Here is a 12,491-nt window from a genome sequence, read left to right on the forward strand (position 1 = left end):
ATACCCCTAAAGCTGACTTGGTAATTGATGCACTATTAATGGCCATCTGGCGACGTTCACCGAAATCTAAAGTGCTGATACATTCCGATCAGGGAGTGCAATATACCTGCTCTGATTGGCGTAGTTTCTTAAAGGAACACAACTTAGAAGCCAGTATGAGTCGACGAGGAAACTGTCACGATAATGCTGTTGCGGAAAGCTTTTTCTCATTGCTAAAGAAAGATAGGGTGAAGAGAAAAATCTATAAAAACAGAGATGAAGCTCGCTCAGAAATATTTAACTATATAGAATATTTCTATAATCCAGTGCGTCGTCATGGTAGTAATAAAGGACTGTCTCCTGTGCAGTTCGAAAAGCAGTACTTTGAGAAACAGTTAAGTGTCTAATAAATTAGGGGCTTACTAATAGTTGACATTAACTATCCATAACATCAGTGGTCCCTTTTTCATCTGCAGTGTCTCCTCGCTGTAACGTATTGCTTTAAATAAACGTAAATCCAGTCTTAAACGAATGCGAGGTTAACACCGACGCGACTTAAACGTGAGTGCCAGTCATTTGGTATTGGGCATCGCAAGCAGTTTTAAGTTGGAAACATTACGTTGGTAACCTGAGTACTAAACATTATCTTGGCTAGGGTTTCCTGCTTATGAAGGGTTCAATGCTACAAAAGCGATTGGTTAAGCGGGTTTTATTCAACAATAATGGCCCCATCAACAAAACATCTATTTCGTATCCAACCAAAGGAACATTGTTATGACAAAGCAATCAAAAATTTTTACCGGTATAGCTTCAGCGTTGGCCTTAACCGCAAGCGTGTCCGTTTGGGCTGCTGATCAGGACTTCAGTTCAATGCAAATGACAGGCGTTGAAAAGGTAGAAGTAAAAGTTGACCTAGATGGGGCTGCTCAGCGTCTATCACAAGCGGTAAAATTTCAAACTATCTCAAACCAAGATCGTAGTGATTTTGATGAAGCGGCGTTTAAAAGCTATCACCAATTTCTTGAAGAATCTTACCCCTTGGTGCATAAAACGCTAAAACGTGAAGAGGTCGGTGATCCGCGTCCATTCAGCTTAATCTACACTTGGGAAGGCAAGGACCCAACACTGCCACCTGCGATTTTCATGGCGCACCAAGACGTAGTGCCTATCGCTGAAGAATCTCGTGGCGAATGGAAAGAGGATCCATTCTCTGGAGCGATTAAAGATGGCTACATTTGGGGCCGCGGCTCATTAGATGATAAAAACCAACTTCAAGCGCTGTTAGAAGCGACTGAAATGAAGTTAAAAGAAGGCTTTCAGCCGGAACGCACAATTCTATTTGTGTTTGGTCATGACGAAGAGGTCGGTGGCCCTGAAGGTGCAAAACACGCTGCCGATATTATTGAACAACGCTATGACAAAATCGCGTTCGTGATGGATGAATCCGCGCCACTTGTCCCAGGTATCTTCCCTGGCATCCGTGAAAACACAGCATTAATTGGTATCGCGCAAAAAGGGTTTGTGAGTTTAGAAATTGCCATCAATGGTGTAGGTGGCCACTCCTCACAACCCGCTGAAGAGTCCAATATTGTAGCGCTAGCGAAAGCGGTTGAAAAAGTGGAGGCTGCTCAGTTCCCTTATAAAATTCACGATGCCGTTCGCTACCAGTATCGATTCATGGGGCCAGAGCTTCCAGAAGCACAGCAACCACTTTATAAAGCTGTAGCTTATGGTAACGACGATACCGTGACCGATTTAGAGAAAAAATTCCTAGATGTTATGGCTAAGAATCAAGTGACACGAGCGATGATCCATACCACCACGGCCGTCACTATGTTTAATGCAGGTATTAAAGACAACGTTTTGCCACCAGCTGCAACAGCTGTTGTTAACTTTAGACCTATGCCTGGTGATACGCCTGAAGTGATTATTGAGCACGTGAGAAAAGCGATTGGTGACGATAGAATCACTATTCGTGATATTTCAGCCTCAACACCTGCAACCAATGTTGCTGATCCAAATGGCGAAGGTTACAAAATGTTGGAGAAAACTATTCGTCAAACTTGGGGGAATGACTTAATCGTATCACCTTTCTTTGTGATTGGTGGCTCAGACTCTAAACACTTCCAAGCTCGAGATTTTGCACCTGATGTTTATACAATGACGGCTATTCAGCTAGAGAATACCAAAGAATTTGAAGGCTTCCATGGTGTCAATGAGCGTATCCTTGTTGAAGAGTACGGCCGTTCGATAGGCTTCTTTTACCAACTCATGGACAACTTAAATAGTCTTTAATCATCGTCAGGCCACCGCTCGGTGGCCTGCCATTTTGCACCGCTGACCACTCTTCGTTATAACCACTTGGGAATATTGAAATGAAACATTTACTCCTTATCATTGCGGTTTTATTTGCCCACTCCGTGCACGCAACTGATGCGATCACTTGGCAATCGCTAAAACCTGTGATGACTCAATATCAGTCTATTTCACCAGGTAATCAAGCGCTTATTTCCGAGATTTACGCTTATGAAGTGGTTCAGAGAACGCGTCAGTTAAGTGCAATGGAAATTGATGGTTATCATCAACGTATTGCCTTAGCACGCAAGCTTGGCTTAAACGTACGAGAGCTGCTGGAACAGCGAGATGAACACGCGCTCGAAGGAAAAAATATTGTTAGCAGTTTAGCTGCCGATAACATTGCGCTGACAGGCTATCTAGTGCCATTGGCGCAGCAAGATGTCCAGAGAACACGGTTTATTCTAGTGCCTAGTGCAGGGGCTTGTACTCATACGCCTCCACCACCAGTTAACCAAACTATTTTGATAGATTTTCCAAAAGGCTATGAGCTAAAGACCTTATATACACGAGTAATGGTTAAAGGTGACATTAAAGCTAAATCCCATGAGACTTCGATAGCATTATCCGATGGCAACCAAAAGCTAAAGGCGGGTTATCTCATAAGGGCGACAGATATCGAACTTTATCAATAGCTAATTGAGCTTAACGACAAGCCAGGGAGGATAGGAGACTATCTTCCTTTTTTTAAGCCAATATATCTAAAAAAAAAGAGCATCCAGCAAAAGAAATTGGACCAATTGCTAAGCATGTTGGGTGGTAAGCCTTTAATTAACTTAATACTTTATCCGCTGGCTTTTCATCATATCATCGCTGATAGGTGAGCAGAAAAATAACCGTCTCAGCTAATGTTATCTATTTATCCGCTGTGTAGACCTCATAAACAATTTAATGATGAGCACGTAAGTGAATTCCATTTATATAGAGTATCAGGGTCAGATCACTGTCATTATCTCTACATCAACCCCATTATATCTGGGGTTGAAGGTTACTAAGAATCAATGCCTAACCAAAGTAAAAAGGTCTACACTTGGGGGATTCAATCCTCCCAGATCTGCTTTATGATGATAAATAAGCTTGTTACTGTCGGTTTGCTTGTGTTTTTACTCATGTCACTGCAGTTAGACGCCAACGAAAAAAAAATTGAGGTTGTTAGAACGGTTTCTGCGCAATCTGACACCGATACGGCACACTCCTACTTTACCAGTCTCATTTCGCTAGCTTTGAACTTATCTGAACCTAAATTTGGTGAAGCACAGCTTGTTGTTAGTTCAGAGCCGATGACCCAAGGTCGTTGGTTTCGGTTACTTGATGGCAGTGCTTATCTCGATGTGGTTTGGGCTGGGGCAAGTATTTCTCGTGATGTCGACTATCGTTTGATACCCGTTGATCTATTAGGAGGGATTTTAGGTATACGAGCAGTGATTATTAGAAAATCAGATAGACATAAATTTTTGGCGATAAAAACCCGTGAAGATTTAAAAGGGCTAACTGCCTGCCAAGGTCAACATTGGCCTGATACTGCAATACTTGAAGCTGCACAGTTATCGGTGTTAACGGTCAATAAGTTTGAGTCAAACTTTTTGATGCTATCAAAGGGACGATGTGACTATTTTCCTAGAGGAATCCACGAAGGTTACAGTGAAATAGAACAATATCATATGCTTAATGGTAATGATTTGGTTATTTTTGATGACTTTCTCATCACTTATCCGTTTAACATGTGGTTCTATGTCGATAAAGATAACAATGCATTAGCAGAACGTCTCACTTATGGATTAGAGATGGCTATTGCTAATGGCTCTTTCCTAAAGTTAATGCAAGAGCATGCTGTTACTAGCCATCTGTTCCCACTTAAAAAATGGAATAATAGAACCTTAATTCAACTCTCTAATCCACTGCATCGTCCAACGGATGGGGCATCATCTTGGTGGTTGTTAGAAAAATATCCTTTTTATCAACAGTTACAGTGGCGTGGACATAACTCTTAAATCATGAATCCGTGATAATCATAACAATGGGCTGAAAAGATAAAACAGGTGTTCTATAAAACGTTTGTACAAAGGCCTCTTCTGCCAACGCTTGTTATCTAATGTTTGCGATTTGGCTTTATAATCCTTAAGAAGCTTAGCGAGTTGGTGTGCAAACATTTGATCATCTACCAGCAGAGTGACTTCAAAGTTAAGCCATAGGCTGCGTAGATCTAAGTTTACAGTGCCTATTAGACAGTGTTCTTCGTCAATTAATACCGACTTTGTATGCAGTAAACCGCCCTCAAACCGATGAATCTTCACGCCTGCTTCTAATAGTTCGCCAAAGAACGACCGACTTGCCCACTTCACCATGGTTGAATCATTTTTGCGCGGGACGATGATATTAACGTCAAGACCTCTATGCGCGGCGTTAATTAGTGCTTTTTGAAGATTTTCACTGGGAACAAAGTAGGGGGTTGTGATGGTGATCTGTTTTTGCGCTTGGTAAAGACTCTGCAGTAGTACTTGATGGATTAAATCATCGGGCATGCCCGGACCTGATGGGATGACCTGCACGATCTTGGTACCGTATGACATAGATTCTTTGAATGTGTCAAAGCTCTTAGGGGAGGTAGGTAGTGCTCGCTCATTGGTTTCTACTTCCCAATCCCAAGCGTTAACGGCGCTCAACACCGGAACAACAGGGCCGTTTACCCTGACCATGATATCTATCCAGTGTCCAACATGATTATTTTGTTTAAAATAGGCGGGATCCACAAGGTTCATGGAGCCTGTGTAGCCGATGGTATTGTCTATAACAACAATTTTGCGATGCAAACGGAGATCTAATCGTCGAAAAAACATCCTTAAAGGGCTAACTTTAAGGGCTTGAGTGATGGTCACTCCGCCCGCGCGCATCGACTCTGGCCAGTGTGATTTAAAAAAGTCGCGACTGCCGGCGGCATCCAATAAAATTTTCACATCAACACCGCGTGTGGCGGCGTCAATTGATGCAAGTGCAACCTTGTCAGCCATACCACCTGGATGCCAAATGTAAAACTCCATATGAACACTGTCTGTGGCGGAATTAATATCGTCAACCAGCGCCCCTAAAATCTGTGCTGGCGTCGTCTGTAACTCTAGATGATTACACGGGAGCGCGGGTATTCCAAGCCTATTGAGACACAGTTGAGTTAAGGATTCTGCATAGGCGCTATGAAACGTTGGCCGGTGCGGATGGTTGTCAGTCACCGACTTAAACCAGAGTGCATAAGGTCGATACATTGCCTTAGCTCTATCTGCACGGGTTTTACCTAAATTTAACTCGCCAAATAGAATGTAGGCAAAAATGCCCAGAAGAGGGATAAAGTAGATCACAAGTAGCCAGGAGAACGCTACGCCAATCGAACGCCGCTTGGTTACCAGCCTGATAGAGATGGCGCCAAGAATCAGCCAATAAAGAATGACCCCAGCGATGGCTATAAATTGATGTACATTTTCCATGGAGGCTAATAATACCCAGAATAAAACGTGCTTTTAATGATCAAATTGTAAAGCCTTTTTCTTTAAATAGATAAGTTTATCGCTATTTTAATCAACTTGGGGCAGTGAATTCGTTTACACTAGCTCCGCGTATGGTGTCTAAGGTATGTGCAAGGAACTAGGATGAAACTCAGGTCTGTTAAAACCGCTACTGTGATGGTGTTATGGCTAACCGTGGGCTATCTTTTCAGTGTCACCTTAATGAACGGTAAAGCGGAGGTTGTGATGGATGAGCAGGCCCATTTAATCAGTTCATCCTGTGGTCAGCATAATTCTACTCAGCCAATTGATAATAAGGGCGTACTCAACCTCGCGGTTTGGAATATCTATAAACAGAAAAAACCGCAGTGGCAACAGACGCTCACAAGCCTTGAGAACGATGCTAATTTAATCTTATTACAGGAAGCAAAACTCTCCCTAAAACTGGATAGGTTCATTACGGCTAATGGCCTCCATTTAGCCATGGCTAAAGCCTTTAAGCTCTTTAGTACACCTGTCGGTGTGATGAACCTTTCAACTGCGAGCCCCTCACACAGTTGTGCCTTTCATGCTATTGAACCCTGGATTAGATTCGCCAAATCATCGCTGGTATCAAGCTATTTACTCTCTAATGGACAAACCTTACTAGTGGTAAACCTTCATGGGATCAATTTTGATTGGCGTTTACAGCGTTATGAACAACAGTGGCAGGTTGTTGCTAAGAAAATTGCATTACATCAGGGGCCAGTGATTCTTGCGGGTGATTTTAATACTTGGCGCAATGAACGTCTGGAGATTGTCGAGGAATTGACGGCTCGATTGAAACTAAAAGAAGCCCGTTATAAAAGCGATTTTCGCCATAGGGTATTTGGATATCCCCTTGATCACCTTTATTACAGGGGCTTAAACTTGGTAGACGCCGCCTCATTCAAAACAGCCGCATCCGATCATAACCCTATCGTAGCTCAATTTACCTTGATGGCCTCAGAGCACTAATCGTGCGGATAGATGCACGCATTGGTATTTTTATTAAATGTCGATAAAAACTGTGGGTGTTTTTTTAGTAAGCTTTTACTAAAGTAGACTCCTAAGTTGTAATCCATATTTTCAATGACTTTAAAATCGGACATTGTGTATCCAGCTTTCAATACTTCTTCTTCAAACAGCAGTGCATTTTCCATAATGGCGTCAATACGTTTATTACTCAGTAATTTGACCAATTGCTCAATACTTCCAAATTGTCGTATTTTTTGAAATTCATTTTTATGCAGCCAGTGGTCGGTATTAGAGTGAATTCGTGTACCAAATACTGCGCTGGCTTTGAGTGAATCAATGTCAGTGCTAAGCGTGCTATCTTTGTGCAGATAGAACTTCCATTTTTGCTCGATAAAAGTGTTGCTGAGTACTGCAAACTCATCGCGCCACTCATTTTGTGAGGCGGCAAAAAATGCATCATATTGGCCTGTCTTAACACCGTTTTGGGCGCGGCCCCATGGTACGAATACAACCTTATATCTTTGTTTCATCTTAGCCATTACACAACGCAGTGCATGAATACTGAAGCCTGTTTGTATGCCATTGACCTCTTGTTGATACGGTGGCCAGTGTTGAGTCGCTATGGTGATATGGTTAGGAAATTCGGAATCTGTTGCAGTAGCAAAGCCACTCACAAAAAATAGTGAATAAAGTGCGTAACAATAAGGTTTAGCAATTCTAATTAGGTTATTGAAAATCAATTTAATACGCGCTTTTATTAGGCGAACACTGAGATCATTGTAGTAACCTTGTGGGGGTTGTCAAAGGATAGTTGCCGCTGTGGTGATGGTTGGCCCAAAGCTTAAACGTATTCGATCCCATTAATTTGCCGAGATTTAATCCCATAATGTGTCTTGCGCGCGGATGCACAGCAAGGCAGACTTGTTTCATTAATATCTGACGGACACTAGGTCTTGCAAAAACTCCTTAAACAGCATTTTGGTTTTGAACATTTTAGAGCAGGTCAACAGGCTGTTATTGACACCATAATGTCTGGTCGCAGCGCTGCCGCAATTTTTCCTACGGGATCTGGAAAGTCCCTTTGTTATCAATTGCCTGCATTATGCCTGCCTCATCTAACGTTAGTCGTGTCGCCACTGCTTGCGTTAATCCAAGATCAGTTATCTTTTTTGGCAAGCAGAGGGATCCCAGCCGCAAGCATTGACTCTACTCAAACACGAGAAGAAGCGGCGAGGGTGATGCAAGGGGTTAAGCTTGGGGAAATCAAGATACTAATGATTTCGGTTGAACGTTTTAACAATGAACGATTTCGAGAGTTTATTGGCAATATTCCAGTGTCTTTATTAGTTGTCGACGAGGCGCATTGTATCTCTGAATGGGGCCATAACTTTCGGCCTGACTACCTGAAATTGCCAAGTTATCAGAGAGAATTGGGGATCCCACAGACGTTATTGTTGACGGCAACGGCAACGACAAAAGTGATTGAAGATATGGGGCGTAAGTTTGCAATAGATTCTGCGGATATCACAACTACAGGTTTTTATCGAGCCAACTTAAATTTACACGTTAAAGCTACCAAAGAATCCGCCAAAGAATCTGTGTTGGTTAAGTGGATCGCAGCACGTGCTAATCAAAGTGGCATTGTCTACGTCACTCTACAGCAAACTGCTGAGGTGGTCGCTAAGGCACTGCGCGGCGCAAGTATTAATGCGATGGCCTACCATGCCGGAATGGACAACGAGCGGCGCCAATCTATTCAAGGTGCGTTCATGACCGGAGAATGCCCAGTTATCGTGGCCACAATTGCCTTTGGCATGGGAGTCGACAAGAGTGATATTCGGTTTGTTGTTCACTATGATCTCCCTAAGTCGATTGAGAATTACGCCCAGGAGATAAGTAGGGCGGGAAGAGACGGGCAAGCCTCAGATTGTCTGGTCTTAGCCAATACCGACAACCTTAACGTGCTGCAAAACTTTGTTTATGGTGATACGCCAGAAAAAAGCGCCATTGCTGATGTATTAGCTGATATAGCCTGTGCTGCATCTTCTGGAACTCGATGGGAAATCATGTTTAACAGCCTGTCGGCTAAAACTAATATCAGAATACTCAGTTTAAAAACGTTATTAGTGTACTTAGAGATGCTTGCGTTTATTAAGCCCACATTGAGTTATTTTGCAGAGTATCGGTTTAAATTACTCATCGATGAAAAACAGTTAGTCGCCAAGTTTGACGCAGAGCGAGGCCAATTTATTTCCGCGATACTTGCTAGCAGCGCGAAAGCAAAAATATGGTATACCTTGGACTTTGGTGCGTTAAACCACATTTATCCTAGCGACAGAGGTCGAGTCGTTGCAGCAATCAACTATTTTGAAGAGCAGGGGCTAATAGAGCTACAAACTAAGCAGATGACCCAAGTTTACGAAGTACTTGTACAACATATCGACGTTGAGTCCCTTTCTGCGCAGTTATACCAAAAATTTATTGATAAAGAGGTCAGCGAGATTGCGCGTATAGATGCCATGATCGCCATGTTAGCCAGTGAGGCTTGTCTTAGTCGTGCGCTGTCTAACTACTTTGCCGATCATCAGCTCACTCACAACTGCGGTCATTGTTCTGTCTGTCTATCAGGGCAGGCCACTCTGCCTCGTAGTAGCCAGCTCACGCCTCTGGCATCTTTAGACTTTAAGCAAACTTGCGCCGACTTGATTGCGAAACTTGGCTCAGCCGCAAGTAACATTTTGCTGACTAGAGCCCTATGTGGACTGACTACACCAATATTTGCCAAGCTTAGGTTGCGACAAATCAGCGGCTTTGGTCTCTTAGAGCGCTATCCATTTTCTGAGGTAAGAGATTGGGTAACAGCGCACCGCGGTGATGTTAACTGATCAAATACAACACTTTGTAACAAGCTTTTTCAAGCGCAAGGCTTTAGCTGCATTTTGCAAGCGAACATGATTAACTACGGCGCGAGATCACCGATAGTAACAATGATAAAAACAAAATAAATTAGGGAATAGCATAATGAAAAAAACGATGTTGGCGGCAGCCATCCTAATCGGTCTAACTGGATTGACTGCATGTCAGTCAAAAAAGGCACCAGAAGCCGCAGTGACTAGTGTTGAGCAAGCCAGTGCATTTACCCATTTTTCTGAGCAGTTCATCGAAGCATTTTGGCAAGAAGCGCCTACCTGGGCGCTATACAGTGGTTATCATAAATATGATGGTGTGCTTAAGGTGCCAAATTCAGCCAGCCGCACCGATTCTCTAGCCTTTATCAATGGTCAACTTGCACAGCTGAAACAGTTTGATCTCCAGTCTTTAAGCCCTAAAGATCTAATTGACTACCGTTTGATTGAAAACCTTCTTGAACGTGACCGTTGGGAGATAGAGACATTTAAGTCTTGGCAATGGGATCCGTCGTCATACAATGTTGCAGGTGGTTTTGCTCAGTTGATAAATGAAGAGTTTGCACCGCTCGATGATCGTTTGCGCTCATTTTTAGCACGTATGGAAAATGTACCCGCTTATTATGTGGCTGCTAGAGAAAATATCAGCAACCCAACTCTAGAACATACACAACTTGCGGTCATGCAAAATCAAGGTGCATTTTCGGTGTTCTCCGATCAATTGTTAGAGATGGTCGATAAGTCAGGCCTAAGCAAAGAAGAAAAAGCACTGTTCAACACTCGATTTGAGTTGGCAACGACATCAATTAAACAACACATTGAATGGCTATCGTCACTAGAAAGTAAACTTGAAACTGACGGCGCACGTAGTTTCCGTATCGGAGAGGCGCTGTACGAGCAAAAATTTGCTTTTGATATTCAATCCGGCATGACGGCAAAGCAGTTATATGAGAAAGCGGTTGCAGATAAAAATCGTGTGCAGCGTGAAATGGCAAAGATCACTACGAGCCTTTGGTCCAAGTATTTCAGTTCCCCTATGCCGTCGGATGCTAATCTGGCAACACGCCAACTGATCGACAAACTGTCGACTAAACATGTTAAACGCCAGGACTTTGTCGATGAAGTCCGTGCGCAAATTCCGGAGTTGGTTAAGTTTGTCAACGAGAAACAGTTGGTCACACTCGATCCAACCAAACCTTTGGTTGTGCGTGAAACCCCAGAATATATGCGAGGCTTTGCCGGCGCGTCTATCAGTGCTCCTGGCCCCTATGAGAAGTCAAGCAATACCTATTACAACGTCACCCCGTTAGATGGTATGAGCGAAGAGTCTGCGGAGAGTTATCTACGTGAATACAACCATTGGATACTGCAGGTACTCAATATCCATGAAGCGATACCAGGCCATTACACTCAGTTGGTTTACTCTAATGAATCACCAAGTTTGATTAAAAGCCTGTTTGGTAACGGCGCTATGGTCGAAGGTTGGGCTGTGTACACAGAGCGTATGATGTTAGAAGAGGGCTATGGTAATTTTGAGCCAGAGATGTGGCTGATGTACTACAAATGGAATTTACGGGTGATTGCTAACACCATTCTCGATTACAGCATTCAAGTTAATGGCATGACAGAAGATGAAGCAATAAAACTGATGACGGAAGAAGCATTTCAACAACGTGCTGAAGCCGAAGGTAAATGGCGACGTGCGACATTGAGCCAAGTTCAATTAACCAGTTACTATGCTGGCTATCGCGAGATTTATGACTTTCGCGAGGAGTTGAAAGTCAAAGAGGGGGATAAATTTGATCTTAGAAATTTCCACGAATCCTTCTTAAGCTATGGAAGTGCGCCTGTTAAGCACATTAGAACATTAATGATGAACTAGAAGCGTTAATATAAAAAAAGGCTGCTTATTGCAGCCTTTTTTGTGGGCGTTTGATACAGGTCTCAAACCCTAAGCAAATAATAAAAATCTACTAGCAACCACTCAAAAAAAACGGTAACCTTAATGATAATGATTATCGTTAAGGTTGTGTGATGTGTAAGGTGTTAGTGGTTGATGATGAATTGGTGTCACGAGAGATGTTGGCAAACTCTTTATTATCATTAGGTTATATTGTGCACTGTGTCGATGATGGACTACAAGCTTTAGAAGCGCTTAATCAATATACCTTTGATCTGATTTTATTAGACATAGATATGCCTAAACTCGATGGTTTTGGTTTCTTAAAAACAAGAACCAATAAACTACCAGTCATTCTTGTTTCATCCAAGAATAGTGAGGATAGACGCGTAAAGGGATATGAACTTGGCGCAGATGATTTTTTATCTAAGCCTTTTAGCATCAGGGAGTTATCGGCAAGAATGACCGCATTAATACGAAGAATAGACATAGTTAAAACTAATGATGAAACCTCAAGTCGATTTAAGGTTGGAGAGATAGATTTTAATGAGGTGGATACCAGCATCATGGTGGGCCATAGAAAGCTAAAGTTAACTCAAACCGAATTTGACTTGTTTCGCTATCTGTTTGATCGAAAGGGTGAAGTCGTGACTAAGCAGGAGTTACAGCGTAGTGTTCTCAATAAAGAGTTAGGCCAGTATGATCGTAACCTCGATATGCATATTAGTAATACCCGACGTAAACTGGCGGAGACCGAGCTACCCAAGTCGCTGATCAATACGATTCGAGGGCAAGGTTACAGCTTTAGTGCTTAAGTCTTGGCATTGGGCGTTTTGCTCTCACTATATTCTTTTGGGAATA

Annotated in this window: 10 protein-coding genes; 8 read left to right on the plus strand and 2 right to left on the minus strand. The window is 42.7% G+C overall.

The features are described 5' to 3' along the window. The 4 genes from L876_RS0110990 to L876_RS21575 all read left to right on the plus strand — a co-directional run. Positions 1-386 (plus strand): IS3 family transposase (locus L876_RS0110990; RefSeq protein ID WP_028763864.1); only part of this gene is annotated, 386 nt, incomplete at its 5' end. Between the two features lie 367 nt (positions 387-753). After that, entirely contained in the window at positions 754-2,274 is a 1,521-nt protein-coding gene (locus tag L876_RS0110995; protein WP_028763865.1) for a M20 family peptidase, read from the plus strand. A gap of 80 nt (positions 2,275-2,354) precedes the next feature. Beyond that, the gene (locus tag L876_RS0111000) at positions 2,355-2,969 is read left to right on the plus strand and encodes a DUF3299 domain-containing protein (protein WP_028763866.1); all 615 of its coding nucleotides are present in this window, start codon (positions 2,355-2,357) and stop codon (positions 2,967-2,969) included. A gap of 366 nt (positions 2,970-3,335) precedes the next feature. Beyond that, positions 3,336-4,325: a substrate-binding periplasmic protein gene (locus L876_RS21575; RefSeq protein WP_156029414.1), complete on the plus strand. Its 990-nt coding sequence runs from the start codon at positions 3,336-3,338 to the stop codon at positions 4,323-4,325. 18 nt (positions 4,326-4,343) lie between these two features. Here the strand turns inward: L876_RS21575 and cls are convergent, their stop codons facing one another. Further along, positions 4,344-5,810, minus strand: a complete 1,467-nt coding sequence (cls, locus tag L876_RS0111010) for a cardiolipin synthase (RefSeq protein WP_028763867.1) — start codon at positions 5,808-5,810, stop codon at positions 4,344-4,346. A gap of 162 nt (positions 5,811-5,972) precedes the next feature. Here cls and L876_RS0111015 point away from each other — a divergent pair, with 162 nt between their 5' ends. Beyond that, positions 5,973-6,824, plus strand: a complete 852-nt coding sequence (locus L876_RS0111015) for an endonuclease/exonuclease/phosphatase family protein (protein WP_028763868.1) — start codon at positions 5,973-5,975, stop codon at positions 6,822-6,824. On the opposite strand, the gene L876_RS0111020 is transcribed toward L876_RS0111015, so the two are convergent. After that, the gene (locus L876_RS0111020; protein WP_162148999.1) at positions 6,821-7,498 is read right to left on the minus strand and encodes a substrate-binding periplasmic protein; all 678 of its coding nucleotides are present in this window, start codon (positions 7,496-7,498) and stop codon (positions 6,821-6,823) included. The two genes, L876_RS0111015 and L876_RS0111020, sit on opposite strands and share 4 nt — an antisense overlap. 279 nt (positions 7,499-7,777) lie before the next feature. On the opposite strand from L876_RS0111020, the gene L876_RS0111025 reads away from it, so the two are divergent. The 3 genes from L876_RS0111025 to L876_RS0111035 all read left to right on the plus strand — a co-directional run bounded on the left by L876_RS0111025 (position 7,778) and on the right by L876_RS0111035 (position 12,445). Next, positions 7,778-9,709 (plus strand): RecQ family ATP-dependent DNA helicase, encoded by a 1,932-nt coding sequence (locus L876_RS0111025; RefSeq protein WP_028763870.1) that lies wholly within the window; start codon positions 7,778-7,780, stop codon positions 9,707-9,709. Positions 9,710-9,845: 136 nt separating this feature from the next. Next, positions 9,846-11,612 (plus strand): DUF885 domain-containing protein, encoded by a 1,767-nt coding sequence (locus L876_RS0111030; RefSeq protein ID WP_028763871.1) that lies wholly within the window; start codon positions 9,846-9,848, stop codon positions 11,610-11,612. A 152-nt stretch (positions 11,613-11,764) separates the two neighbouring features. Beyond that, positions 11,765-12,445, plus strand: a complete 681-nt coding sequence (locus tag L876_RS0111035) for a response regulator transcription factor (RefSeq protein WP_028763872.1) — start codon at positions 11,765-11,767, stop codon at positions 12,443-12,445. Positions 12,446-12,491: the final 46 nt, after the last annotated feature.

The organism is Shewanella colwelliana ATCC 39565 (assembly GCF_000518705.1).
GTDB lineage: Bacteria > Pseudomonadota > Gammaproteobacteria > Enterobacterales > Shewanellaceae > Shewanella > Shewanella colwelliana.